Genomic DNA, 21,120 nt, shown 5'->3' with positions numbered 1-21,120 from the left:
CTGGAATTTTAATCTTTCTGTTTTAGATGACTGTTTTTTTAATGACTGTTTTTTTAGATGACTGTTTTTTTAGGTGACGGTCTTTCTAATTGGCTATTGATAACTAAGCCGTTAACAGCTGAGACTGACAGCCTATTTCAGGCAGGTATATAGTCAATCTAATTTATAAACGATACAGTAGTACGCTAATACAAATATATCTATTTTATTTTGGACTGGCTGTAGCTCCACTTTTAGCGATCTTGTTTTAGTTACTGTATATCAACGAGCGTTAGCCGTGCATCTATAATGACCGTCTGTAAGAGACTGTAGCATGTTTGAATTTATACTGCCATTTTATACTATTTCTGAACCAGTGATAATATGCTATATTTGAAAATATCTTTTACATAACGGTAATAATCATGAAATGGCAAGGCGTCAGTGAGTTCGTCTATGTTGCAGAATACGAAAGCTTTACTCAAGCTGCAAAAAAGATAGGTATCTCTACCGCACAAGTCAGCCGTCAAGTCAGCGCCTTAGAAAAGCGTCTCAATATTAAGTTACTTTATCGTACCACGCGCAAGGTGTCGTTAACCGAAGAAGGTCATATTTTTTATCAGCATTGCCGGGCAGTACTTGATGGCTTAGATGCTGCTGAACAAGCGGTGAGTAATTTGCAATCAAAACCGCAGGGTAAAATCAAACTCACTGCACCCGTCACTTATGGGGAGCAACAGCTATTGCCATTAGTGAATGATTTTATGTTGCAGTATAGTGATATTGAAGTGACCGCATTTTTAAGCAACCAAAAGATTGATTTGGTTGAGGGTGCTTATGACTTAGCCATTCGCATTGGCAAGCTGAACGACTCCACCATGATGGCCAAAAAGCTCAGTTGCCGCACCAATTTTGTCTGTGCGTCGCCCTCTTATGTTGATAAATATGGTCGACCCTATTCTTTGGCTGACCTTAATCAATATAATTGCTTACTGGGGACTCGAGATTACTGGCATTTCAAAGAAGCGGGTAAAGAGAAGAATATTCGAGTGACGGGTAACGTACATTATAACAGCGGTTATAGTTTGGTTGATGCCGCTTTAAAAGGTCTGGGCATCGTACAACTCCCTGACTACTACGTACAAAAACACTTAGAGTCAGGAGAGCTGATAAGCTTGCTAGATGATTATAGGGAGCCGGAAGAAGAAATATGGGCAGTTTATCCGCACAACCGTCATTTATCCCCAAAGATTAGGCTGTTAGTAGACTATCTAGTAGAATACTTACCAAGAGTATAGCTGGACCATAATAATGTTGACTGGCGCTACCTCCACCTACCTCATATTTCACTTTGCTAGATTGCAGACAGCGACTACTCTCTCTTGGGTGATTAAAAGTTACCTTAAGCGCCCAAAGAACGCGATTGTTACCAAGCTTTCTATTACCAAGCAGTAAAAGTTATTTACCATTTAGCGGGTTACCTTTGCGGCGGAACAATATATGATGTTTGCCATCGATGAACGAAGCAGTTAACCTGCTTTATTTCAATAAATAACTGTCAGTCAAAAACTATTCACATCTGGAGAGAAACATATGAGCATTTTTACTCATGTTACTGTTGGTACCAAGGATTTAAATAAAGCGCGTACCTTCTATGATAACGTGCTAGACACATTAGGACTTAAACGCATTGCTGATTTGGGCGAAGCTGGAGCAATATGGGGTAAAGATGCGCCTTCTTTCTTCGTAATGAGACCTATTGATGGCGAGCCAGCAACTATCGGTAATGGCGTTACAGTCAGCTTTGCTGCTTCTAGCCGCGCTGCTATTGATGCATTTCATGCCGCTGCATTAAGTGCTGGTGGCACGGACGCAGGACTACCAGGAACACGTGGTTGGGCGCCTAACGCTTATGCAGCTTATGTTCGTGATTTAGATGGCAACAAGCTGACCGCTTATTGCTTTGATGCTGAATAAAAGCGGTCATACCGTTCCGCTATTTATCGTTGAAATAGCGACCAGGTGAGTAATAAAAGAGTCACAAAAATCCCGCCATTGTGCGGGATTTTTTCGTATTGACTGGCATCAAATTTATTACAGCAAGCCTTGATCTCTATGACTGTTTTACCTAAGATATCTAGTCAGTTAATCGATATGGAACATTATGATGCTACGGTCAAACTATTAAAATAACAAGACAAACCCTGATTGCAGTAAATAATAAACGGATCATAATATAGTCGATACGTCTAACAGATATAGTCAATGAAAAGTAATATCGATACATAACCTACTGCTGGCATACGTTTTTCTTGCTTGCTGTGCCTACGCAGACAGAGGCTGCAAAAGCTTATACCAGCAGTACCCTAGCGTTTTTAAGGTATTTTAAGCCATCTGCTATCAACGAGCTATAAACGAGCTATAAACGAGCTATAAACGAGCTATAAACGACCAGAAATAGCCGTATATAACTCGTCAGAATAGAGTTTTATAAAGAACCATGGCCCATCAATTAAGAAGCGGCACTGGCTTTTTTTCGTAGCTCATGGCGTAGTATTTTACCAACAGTAGACTTAGGCAGCTCATCTATAAACTCAACATGACGAGGACGTTTATAGCCGGTCAAGCTCTCTTTGCAGAAGTCTTTAATATCTTGCTCAGTAAGACTGCTGTCAGATTTCACCACATAAGCTTTGACCGTTTGGCCCTGATCTTCGTCATCTACGCCAACTACTGAACACTCAGCAACTTTAGGATGCATACCAATGACGTTTTCTACTTCATTGGGAAATACGTTAAAGCCACTAACGATTAGCATATCTTTTTTGCGATCATATATCTGAATAAAGCCTTGCTCATTCATGGAAGCCACATCACCAGTCTTGAGATAACCATCGGCCGTGAAGAAGCCAGCATTATCGATGTTGTGATAACCTGAGACGATGTTATCTCCTTTAATACACATCTCTCCAACTTCACCCAGCGCTAGAATATTGCCCTCATCATCACGAATATCGATCTCGACCCCAGGCAAAGGTAAACCGATATTACCGTTGTAATCAGTATTGTCCAAGGGGTTGGCAGTACCGACACCTAAGCCCTCTGACATGCCCCAGCCTTCAAGAATCGGCAGACCCGTCGTGTCTTTCCACTTCTTGGCGGTGGCTGGGGTTGCTGCCATCCCACCTGAAAGTGATAGCTTTAAATTTGAAAAATCAAGGGTCTTGAATTTATCATTGTTCAGTAATGCCTGATACAGGGTATTGACCGCAGGCAAAATGTGGAACGGGCGCTGCCCTAGTATCTTAACAAAGCCATCAATATCACGCGGATTAGTTACTAAGGTTAGGTGTTGCCCGACACGAACACCGAGCAGCAGTAGAATGAAGGCATAAATATGATATAACGGTAGAGCAATGATGGTGTTGACCTGAGTATCTCGAGGCAGCTTCTTGTAAACAGGCTTAAACCACTCTTCGAACTGAGTGGTTGCTATCACTACGTTATAATTACTGACTAATAGCCCTTTCGCAACCCCTGTCGTCCCGCCTGTATATTGTAAAATAGCTAAATCGTCAGGTTGGATCACAGGGCGTGAATAAGGTAAAGCTTTACCTTGCTTCACTACAGATTTGAAGCTGAGTACTTTGTACTTAGAGTTCGACTTTAACCCATGACTCGGGATAGCCTTTTTAATATGTTTAGCCGCCAGATTCACAACGGTACCTTTTACGGTACCTAGCATGTCGCCAATCATACTAATGATTACCGTCTTGACCTCGGTATCATTAACAACTTTTTCTAAAGTCTCACAAAACGGCTCTAAAATGAAAATTGCCGAAGCATTTGAATCAGTTAATTGATGCTTAAGTTCACGTGCGGTGTATAGAGGATTAATCGAAGTCAAAACCAAACCAACACGGATGACACCAATAACTACTGGCAGATACTGATTGACGTTCGGCATCATGATGCCGATGGTAGCCCCTCTTGCTAGTCCTAGAGTCTGCAGCCAGGCGGCAATATCTCGAGATATGTTGTTGATCTCATCATAGCTATAAGTCACCCCCATGTTAGTACTGAATTCTTTTTGAGCATATTTAGCGAATACCTTGTCAAAAAAATCAGGTAGGGTTTTGTGCTCACAGGTCATTTCAGACCTTACACCTTCAGGATAACTGTCTGTCCAAATTTTATTCATAGTAAGCTTTCCTTAGCAGATATTAAGCCAGAAAATAGAACTCAGTTCAAGATTTTCTAGAGATACCTTTAGTATGAAATAAGTAGTATGAAATAAGGTCTTTTTAGCATAAATTTAAACTAATAAATTCAATTATAGCGTGAATATTAACCGCTTATAGAAGCTTTTTTACGCAATTCATTACGCAATATTTTGCCTACTGACGATTTAGGCAGCTCATCACAGAATTCAATATAACGTGGACGCTTATAGCCGGTTAAATTTTCTTTACAGTGCTCGATGATTTCATCTTCAGTTAAGCTCTTATCAGATTTAACCACAAACACTTTAATCGCCTGGCCACGCTTAAGATCATCAACCCCGACCACACCACATTCAGATACCTTAGGATGCATGCCGACTACCCCTTCTACTTCATTCGGAAAGACATTAAAACCGCTAACAATCAACATATCTTTTTTGCGGTCATATAAGGTGACATAACCGTCTTCACCGATTGCCCCGATGTCACCAGTCTTAAGGTAACCATCGTGAGTAAAGTATGCAGAGCTATCCATATTATTATAGCCTTGCGTGACGTTATCGCCTTTTAGGCATATCTCACCGATTTCACCGATTGGTAACTCATTTTCGTCGTCATCACGGATAGTCATGTCGACACCAGGTAGTGGCATACCGATTTTACCGTTAAAGTCAGCTTTGGCAACAATGGGGTTCAGTGTGCCAACAGCCACTGTTTCAGTCATTCCCCAGCCTTGGACTAAAGCCGTACCAGTCATATCAATCCATTTTTGTGACGTCGCTGGGGTCGCTGCCATGCCGCCTGATAATGAAATTATCAAGTTAGAAAAATCAAGATTTTCGATATCGGGATGTTGAATCAGTGCTTGGAACAGAGTGTTGACTGCTGGCAAGATATGGAAAGGCCTGGTTGCCAGAGTTTTAATAAAACCATCTATATCACGCGGATTCGTGATTAAGGTAAAATGGTGGCCGGCGCGAATACCTATCATCACTACCATAAATGCAAAGAAGTGATAGAGAGGCAAAGCGATTATAGAGTTAACGACGGTGCCTTCTTTAATATTTTTATAGGTCGGTGCTAACCAGGCATCAAACTGCATGGTGCCTGATATCAGGTTGCGATGGCTCAAGAGTACCCCCTTAGCCACACCTGTCGTACCGCCGGTATATTGCACAAATGCCAAGTCGTCAATATTTTGCTCAGGACGAACGTATGGCAGAGACTTACCTTTAGACATCACGGCTTTGAGGTCAATCAGCTGGTACTGACTGTTAGACTTTAGACCGTGCGCTGGCACCGCTTTTTTGACATGCTTAGCCATTAAATTGACTAATGTCCCTTTAGCCGTACCCAGCATGTCGCCAATTTTGCTGACGATTACCGTCTTGACCTGACTGTCACTAACGATTTTTTCTAATACCTGACAAAAAGGCTCTAGGATAAAGAGTATAGAGGCTTGGGTATCATCAAGCTGATGCTTAAGTTCGCGTGCGGTATACATCGGGTTGATTGAAGTGACCACATAACCTGCCCGCAGAATTCCAAGTACAATTGGCATATATTGGTTAACGTTGGGCATCATCAATGCCACTTTATCGCCTTTTTTTAGCCCTTGACTCTGTAACCAAGCACTGATGTTCTTAGAAATAACATCAATTTGTGCATAGGTATAGCTCACTTCCATATTGGTGCTGAATTCTCGATTGGCGTAATTGGCGAACATGTCGTCAAACAGATGGGTTAACGAAGGGTACTGATCGCTAGCAACCTCCTTTAATACCCCTGCAGGATATTTTTCAGTCCAAAATTTTTCCATAATTGGCTATCCTTAGCTCAAATTAAAAAAATGGGCAAATATATATGGCTTAAAGTGTCAGGGTAATAGAATTGAACAACGAAGCAAAGTAAAAAGACAATAACCGGCCTTAATGAACCTACTTTAGTGTCAACGCAACATTCACTAAACCAGCTAATAATTAAACAATATAGCCTACCTAAAGATCATACTAAAAGTCTTTAGATAGGCTAGTAATCATTCAGCAAATTTGATGGTCTCACTCAAATAACTGCCAGCCCGCTGTTGCTTGATGTTGATCTTGATGGGCGAATAGCGGGTGCGCTTTTGCTTCTTCCAAGGTCAACACCGGAGTCACACAGACGTCTGCAGATTCAAAGGCCTGTTGCCAATGCGCAAGTGGCTGACTGGCAAAAGTCTCAGCGACAGTCTTGGCAGCAGCTTTACTGTCCGGCATATTAGGCATTATCCCAAGTTGCCAGTGTTTTGTTTTGAGCTCAGGCAGCGCTAATACATCGCACAATCCTTGCCAAAACTTAAGCTCTAAAGAACCCACAGCCATATAGCGATCGTCAGCCGTCTTGTATAGACGGTAACAAGGCAGCAACCCACCCAAAAAGTCGTACTGTGGTGGCGGGGTCTGACCTGAAAAGCTCTTGACCAGGGTGCCTGTCGCTTTTGGCATGATCATATGCTGATATAAGCTGTGAGTCATACTGACTGAGACATGTCGACCTTTGCCCGTTCGCTCGGCGGCGAGCACTGAAGCTAATAGAGCTATCACTGCTGTATCGCTACCCCCAGCTAAATCTGCAAACTGGATGTTAGGCATAGCCTGTTCGCCCTCCGCGGTCTTTAACTGATCTAGAACGCCGCTCATAGCCATAAAATTGATGTCATGGCCCGCTTTATCCGCCCACTCGTGCTTAATTTCCTGCTTAGCGTCATCGCCCGTCGCTAAGCCATACCCAGTAATCGAGACCATGACCAGCTTTGGATTAATGGCGTGAAGGGTTTTGGCATCAAGGCCCATACCTTCTAGTACGCCAGGACGAAAACTGTCTAACATCACATCCGCATCTTTAAGATGGGTCTTGATTGACTCGATGCCTTCGGGATCACGGAAGTCATACTTCTCAATAGTCTTGCCGTGATTCAGAGCTTCAAATAGCCCGCCCAATGCTCGGGCAGGGTCACCGTTCATAGGCTCGATTTTGATAATCTCTGCCCCCAAATCTGCAAGCAAACGAGTCGCAAATGGCCCTGGTAGATTGCGAGTCAAATCGACAACTCGCAACCCTTGAAGACAATCAGTCATTTGAGCAATACCTGATGACGTATTTGAGGATATGTTGTTAGGCATCGACAAACTCCTCACCTTTTTCAGCCATTTCTACCAAGATTTGGGCAGGCTCAAAGCGCTCGCCGTATTGTTTGGCAAGTTCACGACTACGGGCAACGAACTTGTCTGCACCCATCGCGTTGACGAACTGTAAGGTACCACCATGTTGCGGTGCAAAGCCCCAACCAAAGATAGAACCAACGTTGGTATCTGCAACAGAGCGTACGACGTCTTCTTCATAACACTTGGCTGACTCGTTAACTTGAATAAACATCAAGCGATCGACTAGGTCTTGTTGTGATGGTTGCTCTGCAGTGGCTGGGAACAAGTTGGTTAGTTCAGGCCATAAGCGCTTTTCACTATTTTCTGGATAATCATAAAAACCCTTACCGAAGCGCTTACCTTCACGACCATGCTCTTCACCAACTGTTTTAATCACTTCGTAAGAAGGATGGACCACTACTGGCTTACCCTCTGCTTCCATATCACGGTTGTTTTGCTCAGTGATATGACGGACTAGGCTCAATGTCACTTCGTCTTGAAGCGCTAATGGTGCCATTGGCATACCCGCTTTTATACCCGCAACTTCGATACTGCGAGGATGGACTCCCTCGCCTAGCATGGCGATGCCTTCTGACACATAAGTGGCGAAGACACGTGAAGTATAGAAACCACGACTGTCATTAACCACAATCGGGGTCTTACCAATTTGCAATACATAGTCAAAGGCTTTGGCCAAGGTCTCATCATCAGTCTCTTTACCCATGATGATTTCAACCAATGGCATCTTATCTACCGGAGAGAAAAAGTGCAAACCAATGAACTGATTTGGACGCTTACTGGCGGTGGCTAAACCAGTGATTGGCAGTGTCGACGTATTTGAGGCATAGACCGCTGACTCAGCAATAACCGCTTCAGATTGCTGCGTACATTTTGCTTTGATTTCACGGTTTTCAAACACCGCTTCAATGATTAAATCACAACCTTCTAAGTCACTATAAGAGACAGTAGGTTTAATCTTATCCAGCAATGCTTGTTTTTTCTCTACCGTTGAGCGGCCACGGCTGATGGCTTTATCAAGAATTTTAGTTGAGTAGTCTTTACCTTTTTCAGCACCGGCTATCTCAGTATCCAGTAATACCACTTCCATACCTGCTTTGGCAGTCACATAAGCAATACCAGCACCCATCATACCCGCGCCAAGAATACCGACCTTTTTAGTCTTATATTTCTCAAAGCCGTTAGGACGTGACTGGCCTTTTTTGATACTGTTAAGCTGAGTCCAAAGCGTATTGATCATGTTGTTGGCTTCAGGAGACAGCACACATGCTACAAAATAACGAGACTCGACTTTTAAGCCAGTATCAATATCAACGATACAACCTTCAAACACACTAGACATAATATGGGTGATGGCAGGATAGTTACCATGCGACTTTTGATTGGCCATCGCGGGTGCTATAGCAAACATCTGCGCGACTTTTGGACTCATACTGTCGCCACCAGGAATTCTAAAACCTTTTTTATCCCACGGCTGCTGCGCTTTAGGATTGGCCTTGATCCATTCTTTGGCTTTTTGTAGCATGTCTGCTTGATCAGTAGCAGTGTCATCAATTAAACCGATGTCTTTTGCAGCGCCAGGACGTAACTCTGTGCCCTGAGTCATCAGCTCTAATGATTTTTGGATGCCGACTAAGCGTGGTAGACGTTGAGTACCACCGCCACCTGGTAGCAAGCCTAATTTCACTTCTGGCAGACCAAGCTTGGTCTTTGGCGAGTCAATAGCAATACGATAATGACAAGCTAAGGCAATCTCAAGACCACCACCTAAAGCAGTACCAGTCATGGCAGCGACTACCGGCTTACCAGATAACTCTAGTTTGCGTAGACTGCCTTTGAGATCTTCAACTAAGTCAAATGCTTGCTCAGCTGTTTTGATTTGTCCTAATGAATCAATATCTGCACCAACCACAAAGGTTTCTTTGGCTGAAGTTAAAATCAAGCCTTTAGCAGACTCATCAGTGGCAAAGCTGTCAGCCAGGGTGGCAAAGGATTCAGTGAACCCGGCGCCAATTACATTCATTTTACGATCGCTTTGATCAATAATTACTGTGACGATACCATCATCATCACGCTCGGCTGAAAAGTTTGCCAATGCATTAATGACGTTTATGCTATCCATGTTATCTGTGCTATCTATGTTGTTGATAGTCATCCTATATCCCTTTTATATTCTGTGGCTTCCAATCTAAATTGATAGTGCTAAATTGATAGTGCTAAATTAACAGTGTTTTATATTAATAATGCTGAGTTAACCGTGTCTTATATAACCAATGCACAATAATACGAATATTCAAAAACCAAAGGTGAGCTACGCTCTAATTAATAAAGCAGATATAGCAAATAAGGTCTAATAAACAGCCGTATCATCGTGGGCAGACTATACTCGTTCGATAATGGTCGCAATGCCCATACCGGCGCCAACGCACAACGTAACCATCGCTGTTTTAAGATCGCGGCGTTCTAGTTCGTCGAGTACGGTGGTCAGTAACATAGCACCAGTCGCACCAAGTGGATGACCCATGGCAATAGCACCACCGTTTACGTTAACGATATCAAGTGATACGCCAAAGTCTCTGGCGGTTTTAAGTGGTACAGCAGCGAAGGCTTCGTTGATTTCCCAAAGGTCGATGTCTGATGCTTTCATACCCGCTTTGTCGAGCACTTTTTGACAAGCAGGGGTCGGACCCGTCAGCATAATCATAGGTTCAGAACCAATCACGGCACCCATGGTTATTTTTGCCCGTGGTTTTAGACCGGCTTTTTTACCAGCAGCGGCACTACCCACTAAGCAAAGTGCTGCCCCATCAACGATACCTGAAGAGTTACCCGCATGATGGACATGATTGACGTTTTCAATCGTAGTATATTTATCTAAGATAACGCTATCAAAGCCCATTTTACCTGGCATGACAAACGAGGGATTAAGACCGGCTAAAGTTTCCACGTTGGTATTAGGACGGATAGTCTCATCCTTGGCTAATAATGTCATACCATTGAGGTCAGTGACAGGAACGACCGACTTGTCGTAATAGCCTTTGTCCCAAGCAGCAGCAGCGCGGCGATGTGACTCAGCAGCAAACTCATCGACGTCTGTACGGCTAAAGCCTTCTAGAGTCGCTGAAGTATCAGCGCCAACACCTTGTGGTACAAAACCAGTAGCGTCATTAACGCGCGGATCCATATACCAAGCGCCGCCATCAGAACCCATAGGTATGCGGCTCATAGACTCAACGCCACCTGCTACTACCATGTCTTCCATACCAGACATGATTTTAGCAGCTGCCAAATTAATAGACTCTAGGCCTGATGCACAATATCGTGACAAGGTTACGCCGGCAACGCTTTGATCCCAGCCCGCATCGAGCACAGCAACCCGCGCAATATCTGAGCCTTGTTCGCCAACTGGGGTCACACAACCCAGCACCACATCATCAACCAAGCTGGTATCAAGATTGTGGCGCTGTTGCATTTCTTTTAATAGGGTACGGACCAACCAGATTGGTGTCGCTTGATAAAGGGAACCCTCTTTTTTTCCTTTACCGCGAGGCGTTCGAATCGAATCATAGATATAAGCTGTCTGAGTCATAAAAAATCCCTTTTTTATCTTTGATTAATAATGAGGTAATAAATAATGAGGTATTGAGGAGAACAAGTCTCCTCAATTAAGTAATCAATAATAGTAGCAGGTGCTGCAGTTTTAATGAATGCCGTTAGATAAGCGATTACATAAAGCGTGACGCAAGCTCTTTCATGATTTCGTTAGTGCCGCCGTAGATTTTTTGCACTCGAGAATCAGCGTATATACGGGCAATTGGATACTCCGACATATAACCATAACCACCAAACAGCTGTACACACTCATCTAAAACTTCACACTGTTTTTCTGTGACCCAGTATTTGATCAATGAAGCATGCGGTACAGAAAGCTTGTTCTCTAACAGAGCATCAATAGCGGCGTCACACATACTGCGTGATGCTAGATAGTCTGCATAGCACTCAGCCATCTTAAAGCGCGTATTCTGGAATTTCCAGATTGGCTTACCAAATGCTTCGCGTTGCTTGACATAATCAAGGGTTAACTCGATACCCAACTTCATAGCACCCACACCAGTCAAGGCAATAATCAGACGCTCACGTGGTAACTCTTGCATAAGCTGCATGAAGCCCAGACCTTCCATAGTACCTAACAAGTTCTTTTGTGGTACCCGCATATCACTAAAGAATAACTCAGAGGTATCTTGTGATGCCAAACCAAGTTTTTTTAGCTTTTTACCGCGCTCAAAGCCTGGAGAATTCTCAGTTTCGACCACAATAAGCGATACACCTTGTGCCCCTTTTTCACGATCGGTTTTACAAGCCACAATAATAAGATTGGCATGCTGACCATTGGTAATAAAGGTTTTTGAACCATTGATAATATAGTCGTCGCCATCTTTTACTGCGAACGTTTTGATATTTTGTAGATCTGACCCTGTACCAGGCTCAGTCATAGCAATAGCACCGATTCGCTCGCCAGTGGCCATTTTAGGCAGCCATTCTTTTTTCTGCTCTTCAGTACCATGGTTCAAAATATAAGGCGCGATGATCCCTGAATGAACCAAACCACCAAACCCGGCTTGGTTGGCTTCAGCTTGAGCATAAATAAGCGCCGCTTCATGACCGAAATCACCACCGCCGCCACCGTACTCTTCTGGCATTGAGGCGCACAAAAAGCCATTTGCGCCAGCTTCTTCCCAAGCAGCGCGATCAATCTGGCCATTTTCACGCCACTGTTCGTCTTTTGGATCCCATGATTTAAACATTTTCAGGGCGCTATCGTGTACCATTTGATGTTCTTCGGTCATCCAGTTGGGGGTAAAGTGTTCAATACTCATGTGTCTATCCTTGACGAGGTTAACGTTCTAACGGTTAAATTAAAGTTGTGCAGTACGCACTAAACGAAACATATAAAGCTTAGTGTATATAAAATGGTAATTATAATTACCCTTTGCTATACTTGCTATATTCGTTGTATTTATTAATCTTTATGAGTCCTATAGTAGGAAATTAAAACGTAATCTGCAACTAAATAATTTATTATAGTAATATATATTACCGTTATACTATTTACTTATGTTTAGTAAATTAATAAATAACCTGTCAAATCGCATAAACCCTAGCCCTTTAAAGGAATAATGGCCCATGACCACTCTCACACCACCCCCTCAAGATGGCAGCAGTGATCCAGATTATTATGGACTCAATGAGATAAGCAATCAGAGTAAAAGCACAGACAACAAAATCAATAGCACTACCGAAACCCAAACTCTGACGCCGTTATCCGCTATGCGCCCTGCTACTTTGGATAAAATAGAAAAAGCAGTGCGTCAGTTATTTGCCGGTTACGATGCTCACGACGTCACCATGATCCAGATTGCCAACACTGCAAATGTGTCACTACAAACACTCTATAAGTATTTTGGTGACAAGCAAACAGTACTGTATGCCATTATGGATCAAGTATTGGGACGGCTAGCAGCTCGAATGTTAGATCATCTGCAGGGCATTGATAATGTGCAAGAACGCTTGCGCAAGACCCTGTGGGTCTGCTTAGACTTTGTGGATACGCAACCCGATGCCGTTATGGTGTTGTCTGCAGTGTCGGTATCACGCTATCGTAATATTGCTATCTATGAGAATAAAGAGCTGATAGATGCGTTTTTGACTGTGTTGGCAGATGGCCAGAATAGAGGGGTACTTAATGATACCGTACCGCTATATATACTGTTTGATGTGTTTATGGGATTCATAAGTCGTCTCGGCCTTATGCATATTATTCGTCAGACCCGCACACCGATGACTGCCGACTTTGACGCACTATTTGAGATCCTGTGGCGTAGCATGTCTAAGCCTGAGAAGCAGACTCAAACAGCTTGATAAATTATATATCAAGATAGATAAGAAGGTTAATGTAGTAGCTGTTCTATCGTAATCACTACTGTTTGGTGAATGAAGTTAGTAAGCCAAAAAGGGGTTTGGCAGTTATGACTTTTGAACAGCAACGACGAGAACAAGCCCGGTGTTATACCGCCCAATATCCTAAATGAACCTTAAAAAATAAACAAAAAAACTCCAGCTCGTGAGCTAGAGTTTTTTTGTTATACAACATTCATCACATACTATAACGACTAAATAATAACAACTTGCTAGCTGTAGTTGACGTTCAAGACTGACTAGCGTTCTAGATGTAGATACTGCATATGACGCTCATATTGATTGAGAATATCGACCAATACTTGTTCTTTAGTGTAGCCAACCAGATCATACTCTTGCGAACCATCACTTAAGAACACCTCGGCTCGGTAATAATACTCAGCCAACTTACTGGAAGTATTAAGCGTGAAATTGGGTCGCTCAGCTTTCACCAAATTGACTTCGTAAATAAAGTCATCTTGCTCGCCATGGCCGACCTGTAGTTTTAGACCTTCTATGTGAACGCTGTCCTGGCCCTTACCTTGATCTATATCTTGACCAATATGCTCAGGATTACGGACGATTAAAACGGTGTTCAATCCCCCTGCTTTTAGCTCGTTCTCAACGTCAGTCATAGCAGGTAATACGATAGTCTGTAAAAAATGCTCAACTTGGGCGTGACCTGGGAAGCTCACAATACGTTGCAAGCGCGCTTTCCAACTTTTGCCACTGTTAAGCACATTAGCCGTACCTATGGTACTGGCTTTGCGCTTATTGCCCTCTTCTTTTAATGATTTCCATAGGGCTATCATATAAAGCACTAGAATAATCGAGAACGGTAAGCCAGCAATGACAGATACTGATTGTAATGAGGCAAAGCCACCGGCAAATAGTAATCCAAGCGTGATAAGACCCGTCGCTACTGCCCAAAACAGACGTAACCAAATAGGCGCGTCAACATCATTGGTCATTCCTCTTGAGCTAAGGTTGGCCAATACTAAGGCACCTGAGTCAGCAGAAGTGATAAAGAATACGAGTCCAATAATAACTCCAGCAAGTGACAACACATCACTGTACGGATAATACTCAAACAACGCAAACATACCCATTGCGGCATCATTAATAGCAATTTCACCAAGCTCAGTTGCGCCATTGGCTACCAAGTCGAGCGCCGAATTGCCGAAGATAGAAAACCAGGCAAAGATGAAACCTAGTGGAATAAACATCACGCCAAAGACGAACTCACGCAAGGTACGGCCACGGCTGATGCGCGCGATAAACAAGCCCACAAACGGCGCCCATGCCACCCACCATGCCCAGAAAAATATCGTCCAGCCAGACTTCCATTCGGCACCAGCAGTGCCGTCATAAGCATAGACGTCAAAAGTCTTTGCAACGATGGTTTGGAAGTATTGACCTATATTCTGCGTAAAGGTGTTGAGCAGATAAACCGTATTGCCCATCACCAACATGGCAACCAACAATAATATAGCGGCTATCATATTAAACTCAGACAAACGGCGTACGCCTCTCTCAACACCAGTCATGGCTGAGATAGCCGCTGCCGCAACCACACCGACAATAATAAAAGTCTGCACCATTTTGCTCGATTCAATACCGAAGACATGGGTCAAGCCAGCGTTGGCCTGTAATATGCCAATCCCTAGACTGGTCGCAATCCCCATTAGGGTACATACGACGCCGAAGGTATCGATACCATCACCTAGCCAGCCCTTAATGAGACGCTCGCCAAAGATTGGGGTTAAGGGAGAACGCAGCGCCAGCGGCATGTTTTTGCGATAAGCAAAATAGGCCAACGCCATACCAATTAATGCATAAATACCCCAGCCATGCAGTCCCCAATGCAAGAAAGTCTGAGCGACTGCTTGGCGCATGGCCTCTTCACTGGCTGGTGTCAGACCAGCATGCGGCGTTAAATAATGCATCAAGGGCTCGGACGCGCCAAAAAACAGCAAGTCAATACCAATACCTGCTGAAAACAGCATCGCCGCCCATGCTAAAAAGGGAAACTGTGCCTTTTCGTGGTCTTGTCCCAGCTTGATATCGCCATAACGCGAAAAACCAATGAATAGAGCAAAAATACTATAGGCCGCAACCACCAGCATGTAATACCAGCCAAGACTCTCTGATACCCAAGTCATTCCTGAGCTGAGTAAGGCTTCGCTATAATCTGGAAAAGAAATAGTCCAAACAATTAATAAAATAGAAATAAGTGCTGAGCCTAAAAAAACCGTTTTATTTAGACTCAGGGTTTGCGTCGCATCCTTTGAGGGCGAGCTCGACATAAAAGACCTCAATAGGTAAAGTTAATCACAATCTGTGTATTACCTTGCCCGCCATACCATCATGACGTCATAAAAGTAGGTAATACCAATAAATAGAATACCAATCAATAGAATATTAATAGTTTTCATTATTTTAAATAAGTTAACAGTAATCGATCCATAAGGAATATAGCCGTTATTGAGCCGGGCTGTAATCTCGCATTGGCTCTGTTCTTAAGGGCGCGCCATTCGCAACGTAGTAATCTGCGTTCGACCGTGGCAGCTTCTTGCCTCTCATCTTATCGACTATTTTTTCTGCCATCATAATCGTGGTCGCGTTGAGATTGCCGCTGATAATATTGGGCATAATGGACGCATCAACCACCCGCAGTCCCTCAATACCATGTACTAGCCCCTCTCCGTTGACCACCGCATCTTTGTGTTCGCCCATCGCACAAGTGCACGACGGATGATAAGCGGTTTCACTATTCTCACGAACGTAGTCATCTAGCTGTTGGTCAGTGACCAAATCTTCAGTTGGTGAGATAGCACGGCCACGGAAAGCATCGAGTGCCGGCTGATGGATAATCTCTCGAGTGAGTCGCATCGCCGCACGGAACTCACGCCAATCCTGATCATGAGACATATAGTTAAATAAGATACTGGGATGCGCGCTTGGATCTGTTGAGACCAGCTTTACTCGGCCACGACTTGGTGACCGTAATGAACCAACGTGCGCTTGAAAGCTGTGAGAGTCACTGGCACTGCGGCCATCATAACGAACCGCAAGCGGTAAGAAATGGTACTGGATATTGGGATGAGTAAAGGTCTCATCAGTGCGGATAAAACCGCCGCCTTCAAATTGGTTAGAGGCGCCCAGCCCAGTGCCTTTAAATAACCATTCCGCCCCAATCGCTGGCTTGTTCCACCATTTGTTAGCAGGGGCAATTGAAACCGGTTGGGTGCATTCATACTGCATATAAAGTTCTAGATGATCTTGTAGATTATTGCCAACACCTGGCAAATCTAACACCACAGGCACACCCAATTCTTTAAGCCACTGGCCAGGGCCAATACCTGAACGCTGAAGTAATTGCGGCGTGGCAATTGCACCTGATGAGACAATGACTTCACGAGCAGCATAGAAACTCTTGGTCTCACCGTCGTGCTCTACCTTAACGCCAGTAGCACGCTTGCCATCGAACAAGATTACATCGGTCAGCGCGCCAGTCAAAATCGTAAGATTACTGCGCAGCTTGGCTTGATCAAGATAGCCTCTGGCAGTTGAAGCTCGGCGACCATTTGGCGTGACGAAACGATCCATCGGACCAAAGCCTTCTTGCTGATAGCCATTCAGGTCTTCGGTGCGGGGATAACCCGCTTGTACACCCGCCTCAATCATCGCTTGGAATAATGGATTAACCCCTGGCTTTGAGGTGGTCATCTCAACAGGACCACCCACGCCATGATAATCATTCGCGCCGGCATCACGATTTTCTAACTTTTTAAAATAAGGCAAGCAATCCGCGTAGCTCCAATCTTCTAAACCTTCTATTTTGGCCCAATCGTCAAAGTCCAATGCATTACCACGGATATAGCACATCCCATTAATTAAGGATGAGCCGCCAAGGCCTTTACCGCGACCACAATCCATGACCCGATTATTCATATAAGGCTCAGGATCAGTTTTATAGCCCCAGTTATAAGTCGTTCCCTGCAACGGCATCGCTAATGCAGCGGGCATTTGAGTACGAAAATCTAGTCGATGATCTGGACGGCCCGCTTCTAACAGCAACACCTTGATATCGGCATCTTCAGTCAAGCGCGCGGCCAATACATTTCCCGCTGACCCTGCACCGACAATGATATAGTCATATTCAGGTATGGTTGATGACATAAAAACCTCTTCAATATTAGTAGTTAGATAACAGACATTAAAAAATAATCGCGGAAACAAACCTTAAAGATTCGCCATCAAAATACCGATTCAAATGCACCTAGCTCTACTTGAATAGACTTGGTTTGAGTATAGTGCTCAAGGGTTTGCATGCCGTTCTCGCGGCCAATACCTGAATGTTTGTAGCCGCCGACTGGCATTTGCGCTGGCGACTCACCCCAAGTATTTAACCAGCAGATACCGGCTTCGATTTGAGCAATCACGCGATGGGCTCGTTTCAAATCAGCAGTCACAACCCCAGCGGCTAAACCATATTCGGTAGCATTGGCACGGCGAATGACTTCCTCTTCGGTCTCATAAGTCAATATCGACATGACCGGACCAAAGATTTCCTCGCGCACAATGCTCATGTCATCCGTGCAATCACTAAAAACAGTCGGTGCAACATAGGCGCCATCAGCAAGTGAACCTGCCGTTACTCGCTCGCCGCCACATAGCAAGCGCGCACCGCTCGCCTTGCCTTGTTCAATATAGCCGAGCACTCTTTCCATATGCGGAAAGCTTACCAATGGCCCCATGGTGACGCTCTCATCCATCGGATCGCCTAACTTGATACGCTGGACACGCTCTAGAATGGCCTGCTCAAATTTAGCTTGCAAAGTCTTGGGAACAAACACCCGCGTACCATTAGTACATACCTGACCAGTGCTATAAAAGTTTGCCATCATGGCAATATCAGCAGCCGTATCAAGGTCGGCATCGTCAAATATAATTAGCGGCGACTTACCACCGAGCTCAAGCGTGACGTCTTTAAGTGATGAGGTTGCCGCGCTAGACATGACTTTTTTACCAGTCGGTACGCCACCAGTAAACGATACTTTGGCGATATCAGGATGCTGAGTTAGCGCTTCACCAACCTCATAATTGCCCTGGACCACGTTGAAGACCCCATCCGGCAGACCAGCTTCCGTGAATATTTCTGCCAGTTTTAGGGCTGATAAAGGCGTCATCTCAGACGGTTTAAAAATCATCGCGTTACCCGCCGCTAACGCAGGAGCCGCTTTCCACATAGCGATTTGAATCGGATAGTTCCATGCGCCAATACCCGCGATAACGCCTAATGGCTCCTGACGGGTATAAACGAAACTGGTATCTCGCAATGGAATTTGACGGCCTTCAATAGTTGGTGCAAGCCCCGCATAGTATTCAATGACATCAGCACCAGTGACGATGTCGGCATATTTAGTCTCAGAGATTGCCTTGCCAGTATCCATAGTTTCAAGCATCGCAAGCTCGTCATTACGTTCGCGTAATAGTGCCACTGCTTGCAACAAGATGCGACTACGCTCAACAGGGGTCATTGCTGCCCAGACTTTCTGACCTTTTTGCGCTGCTATCACGGCTTGGTCAATTTGCTTAGTCGTCGTCTGTTGAATGGTCGTTAATACTTCACCCGTCACAGGATTAATGTTATCGAAAGTCGATGTCGACTCGTCTACCGCAAGATAACTGCCATTAATATAAGCAGTCTGTGTTTGGTTAAAATCAATAGTGTTTTTCATATTAGTTGAATCAGTCATGATTGCTCCTTATGACAACCGGCAAAAAAAGGGCTATAGCAAGCCCTTTACACCTAATAAATTATCGTTCTTTAATAAAGTTGTTTTTTAGTGGGGCTATATTTTAATGGGGCTATATTTTAATGAAGCTATATTTTACTGCTGCTCACTCTGAGTCATTCGTATTAAACGGTGACGCAATGACTTTTTATCAGAAATAACAATATCCGAAAAATCAGAGAGCCAAATGCCATCAGCGACCAAGCGCACCATACATAATGTTTCGGTATTATCCGTTGCTTCGTGCGTCTGTAATTGCTTATTAGACCAAGCAGCCCAAGCCTCACGAAGCTCGCTATCACCTAGCATCAGCACATATAAGGTGGCTTGGTGATTAAATTCATCCTGCCCTTTTTCGCCTAAGCTAATGGTCGCATCTATATATGCGCGCGTAAAAGAACCATAACTCACTGGGTCTTTGGCCATTGCGTCATTTACTTCTGACTCAAACTTTGCCATAGCATCATTGAATACGGCAAGAATAAGCGCGTCTTTGGTCGCAAAGTGATGCATCACACCACCCTTGGTCACCCCTACCGCATCAGCGACCGCCTGAAACGTGATATGCGATAACCCTTGTTCCAACGTAATTCGTGCTGCTTGGTCAAGCAAAGCACGGCGAACCAGCTCCGGCTGCTTTTTGCGTTTATGTGCATTATCCATAGTTCAATGTCCGACAGAATTAGAGAGTACGTTCATCACTACCACCCCACCGACGATCATAGCAATGCCGACCACCGCTGGAGTATCCAGATTTTGTTTAAATACGATGATGCCAATAATAGAGGTTAGAACGATACCCAGACCTCCCCACATGGCATAAGCAATACCCAACGGCAACGTTTTTAGCGTGTGCGTTAGCAGGTAGAACGACAGCACATACAGCACACCCATAATAAGGGTCGGACCTAAGCGAGTGAACTGTTCTGACTTGACCAAAAACGTCGTGCCGATCACCTCACAGATAATAGCCATGCCAAGATAAAAGTAAGCAATAGTGGTAGGACTCATAGTTGAGGTACTTATCGTTGAGGGGCTCACGTTAGTCGCAGCGCTACTACTTAAAGCGCTACTACTTAAGACGCTATTAACTAAAACAGTATTAATAGATTATTATAAAGAAACCATACGGAAGGTATCTTATAGCCTTTTGTGAAGAATTGGAAGGGCTAGTTTGTGCCTTTATCATTTAGGCCCCGCTATTCACTTCTTATCATTGTTGTTAGTTACAGGCTGAGTGTTTACCTGTGGCCGTATATTTTGGGTGGACTGTGCTCGTTATATGTAAGCATTATGAGAGATTTACGGTTATCTTAGAAGACATGCACAGTTTTAAGAAAGACTAAAATATTTGACGGTGCTTCAAACAATATGCTGACATCAGATATAGTCATAGTCATAGTCATAATTGATATAAAACAATACTATATTGAAGATTTTAAAGTGATTGTTGAGCTTGTTAAAAAAAGCACAGGTCTGCCTAACCGCTCGCCTTAATCGGTGTCTTAAACGGCAGTTATTGCCTTCATTTTAGAGTGATAGCCCTGATAGGTAATGGCATAGTTGCCAATCAACTGATGTTTACAGCCTGTGCATTGGTAATTTTGCTGACCATAGCTTTTTGTACCATTTTTCTTTAAACTGGGATTGTGGCAATCGGGGCAGTTGGTTGATATCTATTTGTGTCTTCATAACCTCAAATATAACATCTTGCTGCGGCTGTCACCCTTCTTCTAATTGCCTAGCATACTTTTGAAACATCACTCACCTGCTCATTTAATCGGTGATTTTTTGGCGGGGAAATCCAGTGCTGAAATCGGCGGCGTTCAACCTTCTTATACGCCTAGTGTTACTTTAGCGGATTTGAGTGAAGTGGTTCTTGACTGTGCTACACAGGCAATGTCACACGGGCAATTCGTGACGCAATTCCAGCCTTTAATCGTCAAATAAAAAAATTTGCCA

General features: G+C 43.9%; 16 protein-coding genes. 4 read left to right on the top strand and 12 right to left on the bottom strand.

Features of this window, described 5'->3' with window-relative positions:
- Nucleotides 1-404: 404 nt before the first annotated feature.
- Entirely contained in the window at nucleotides 405-1,277 is an 873-nt protein-coding gene (locus RCH20_RS01460; protein ID WP_327192328.1) for a LysR family transcriptional regulator, read from the top strand.
- Nucleotides 1,278-1,572: 295 nt separating this feature from the next.
- Nucleotides 1,573-1,956 (top strand): VOC family protein, encoded by a 384-nt coding sequence (locus RCH20_RS01455; RefSeq protein ID WP_327192327.1) that lies wholly within the window; start codon nucleotides 1,573-1,575, stop codon nucleotides 1,954-1,956.
- Between the two features lie 535 nt (nucleotides 1,957-2,491).
- On the opposite strand, the gene RCH20_RS01450 is transcribed toward RCH20_RS01455, so the two are convergent.
- The 6 genes from RCH20_RS01450 to RCH20_RS01425 form a co-directional block, all read right to left on the bottom strand.
- A complete protein-coding gene (locus tag RCH20_RS01450; RefSeq protein WP_327192326.1) occupies nucleotides 2,492-4,180 on the bottom strand; it encodes an AMP-binding protein in 1,689 nt (562 codons plus the stop codon).
- Nucleotides 4,181-4,326: 146 nt separating this feature from the next.
- Nucleotides 4,327-6,021 (bottom strand): AMP-binding protein, encoded by a 1,695-nt coding sequence (locus RCH20_RS01445; protein WP_327192325.1) that lies wholly within the window; start codon nucleotides 6,019-6,021, stop codon nucleotides 4,327-4,329.
- Between the two features lie 238 nt (nucleotides 6,022-6,259).
- On the bottom strand, nucleotides 6,260-7,363 hold the full coding sequence (locus tag RCH20_RS01440) for a CaiB/BaiF CoA transferase family protein (RefSeq protein WP_327192324.1): 1,104 nt from the start codon (nucleotides 7,361-7,363) through the stop codon (nucleotides 6,260-6,262).
- A complete protein-coding gene (locus RCH20_RS01435; RefSeq protein ID WP_442793076.1) occupies nucleotides 7,356-9,557 on the bottom strand; it encodes a 3-hydroxyacyl-CoA dehydrogenase NAD-binding domain-containing protein in 2,202 nt (733 codons plus the stop codon). The genes RCH20_RS01440 and RCH20_RS01435 overlap by 8 nt, the downstream gene beginning before the upstream one ends.
- A 225-nt stretch (nucleotides 9,558-9,782) precedes the next feature.
- A complete protein-coding gene (locus tag RCH20_RS01430) occupies nucleotides 9,783-10,991 on the bottom strand; it encodes an acetyl-CoA C-acetyltransferase (protein ID WP_327192323.1) in 1,209 nt (402 codons plus the stop codon).
- 136 nt (nucleotides 10,992-11,127) lie between these two features.
- A complete protein-coding gene (locus RCH20_RS01425; protein WP_209956872.1) occupies nucleotides 11,128-12,279 on the bottom strand; it encodes an acyl-CoA dehydrogenase family protein in 1,152 nt (383 codons plus the stop codon).
- 307 nt (nucleotides 12,280-12,586) lie between these two features.
- Between RCH20_RS01425 and RCH20_RS01420 the strand changes: the two genes are divergently transcribed.
- Nucleotides 12,587-13,321 carry a TetR/AcrR family transcriptional regulator gene (locus RCH20_RS01420; RefSeq protein WP_327192322.1) on the top strand — a complete coding sequence of 245 codons (735 nt, stop codon included), beginning with the start codon at nucleotides 12,587-12,589 and terminating at the stop codon, nucleotides 13,319-13,321.
- 296 nt (nucleotides 13,322-13,617) lie between these two features.
- Here RCH20_RS01420 and betT read toward each other — a convergent pair whose 3' ends face one another.
- The 6 genes from betT to RCH20_RS12470 all read right to left on the bottom strand — a co-directional run bounded on the left by betT (nucleotide 13,618) and on the right by RCH20_RS12470 (nucleotide 20,834).
- Complete coding sequence (betT, locus tag RCH20_RS01415) at nucleotides 13,618-15,663, bottom strand: choline BCCT transporter BetT (RefSeq protein WP_327192321.1); 2,046 nt, start codon at nucleotides 15,661-15,663, stop codon at nucleotides 13,618-13,620.
- Nucleotides 15,664-15,838: 175 nt separating this feature from the next.
- Entirely contained in the window at nucleotides 15,839-17,539 is a 1,701-nt protein-coding gene (gene betA, locus RCH20_RS01410; protein WP_327192320.1) for a choline dehydrogenase, read from the bottom strand.
- Between the two features lie 77 nt (nucleotides 17,540-17,616).
- The gene (gene betB / locus RCH20_RS01405; RefSeq protein WP_442793081.1) at nucleotides 17,617-19,101 is read right to left on the bottom strand and encodes a betaine-aldehyde dehydrogenase; all 1,485 of its coding nucleotides are present in this window, start codon (nucleotides 19,099-19,101) and stop codon (nucleotides 17,617-17,619) included.
- Nucleotides 19,102-19,254: 153 nt separating this feature from the next.
- The gene (locus RCH20_RS01400) at nucleotides 19,255-19,821 is read right to left on the bottom strand and encodes a TetR/AcrR family transcriptional regulator (RefSeq protein WP_209956870.1); all 567 of its coding nucleotides are present in this window, start codon (nucleotides 19,819-19,821) and stop codon (nucleotides 19,255-19,257) included.
- A gap of 3 nt (nucleotides 19,822-19,824) precedes the next feature.
- Complete coding sequence (locus RCH20_RS01395; protein ID WP_209956869.1) at nucleotides 19,825-20,169, bottom strand: DMT family transporter; 345 nt, start codon at nucleotides 20,167-20,169, stop codon at nucleotides 19,825-19,827.
- Between the two features lie 494 nt (nucleotides 20,170-20,663).
- Nucleotides 20,664-20,834, bottom strand: a complete 171-nt coding sequence (locus RCH20_RS12470; RefSeq protein WP_442793080.1) for an IS1/IS1595 family N-terminal zinc-binding domain-containing protein — start codon at nucleotides 20,832-20,834, stop codon at nucleotides 20,664-20,666.
- Nucleotides 20,835-20,949: 115 nt separating this feature from the next.
- On the opposite strand from RCH20_RS12470, the gene RCH20_RS01385 reads away from it, so the two are divergent.
- Nucleotides 20,950-21,108 (top strand): hypothetical protein, encoded by a 159-nt coding sequence (locus tag RCH20_RS01385; RefSeq protein WP_327192318.1) that lies wholly within the window; start codon nucleotides 20,950-20,952, stop codon nucleotides 21,106-21,108.
- The last annotated feature ends 12 nt before the right edge of the window (nucleotides 21,109-21,120 follow it).

The sequence above is a fragment of the Psychrobacter sp. PL15 genome (genome assembly GCF_035984995.1).
Taxonomy (GTDB): domain Bacteria; phylum Pseudomonadota; class Gammaproteobacteria; order Pseudomonadales; family Moraxellaceae; genus Psychrobacter.
The sequence above is the reverse complement of the archived record's forward strand: the minus strand, read 5'-3'. Positions and strand labels throughout refer to the sequence as shown.

What these genes read in the sequence shown, in the direction of transcription:
- RCH20_RS01440 (WP_327192324.1), bottom strand. Translation starts at nt 7,363, where the DNA reads ATGCCTAACAACATATCCTCAAATACGTCATCAGGTATTGCTCAAATG.
- RCH20_RS01395 (WP_209956869.1), bottom strand. Translation starts at nt 20,169, where the DNA reads ATGAGTCCTACCACTATTGCTTACTTTTATCTTGGCATGGCTATTATC.
- RCH20_RS01455 (WP_327192327.1), top strand. Translation starts at nt 1,573, where the DNA reads ATGAGCATTTTTACTCATGTTACTGTTGGTACCAAGGATTTAAATAAA.
- RCH20_RS01420 (WP_327192322.1), top strand. Translation starts at nt 12,587, where the DNA reads ATGACCACTCTCACACCACCCCCTCAAGATGGCAGCAGTGATCCAGAT.
- RCH20_RS01435 (WP_442793076.1), bottom strand. Translation starts at nt 9,557, where the DNA reads ATGACTATCAACAACATAGATAGCACAGATAACATGGATAGCATAAAC.
- RCH20_RS01450 (WP_327192326.1), bottom strand. Translation starts at nt 4,180, where the DNA reads ATGAATAAAATTTGGACAGACAGTTATCCTGAAGGTGTAAGGTCTGAA.
- betT (WP_327192321.1), bottom strand. Translation starts at nt 15,663, where the DNA reads ATGTCGAGCTCGCCCTCAAAGGATGCGACGCAAACCCTGAGTCTAAAT.
- RCH20_RS01430 (WP_327192323.1), bottom strand. Translation starts at nt 10,991, where the DNA reads ATGACTCAGACAGCTTATATCTATGATTCGATTCGAACGCCTCGCGGT.
- RCH20_RS01425 (WP_209956872.1), bottom strand. Translation starts at nt 12,279, where the DNA reads ATGAGTATTGAACACTTTACCCCCAACTGGATGACCGAAGAACATCAA.
- RCH20_RS01460 (WP_327192328.1), top strand. Translation starts at nt 405, where the DNA reads ATGAAATGGCAAGGCGTCAGTGAGTTCGTCTATGTTGCAGAATACGAA.
- RCH20_RS01445 (WP_327192325.1), bottom strand. Translation starts at nt 6,021, where the DNA reads ATGGAAAAATTTTGGACTGAAAAATATCCTGCAGGGGTATTAAAGGAG.
- betB (WP_442793081.1), bottom strand. Translation starts at nt 19,101, where the DNA reads ATGAAAAACACTATTGATTTTAACCAAACACAGACTGCTTATATTAAT.
- betA (WP_327192320.1), bottom strand. Translation starts at nt 17,539, where the DNA reads ATGTCATCAACCATACCTGAATATGACTATATCATTGTCGGTGCAGGG.
- RCH20_RS01400 (WP_209956870.1), bottom strand. Translation starts at nt 19,821, where the DNA reads ATGGATAATGCACATAAACGCAAAAAGCAGCCGGAGCTGGTTCGCCGT.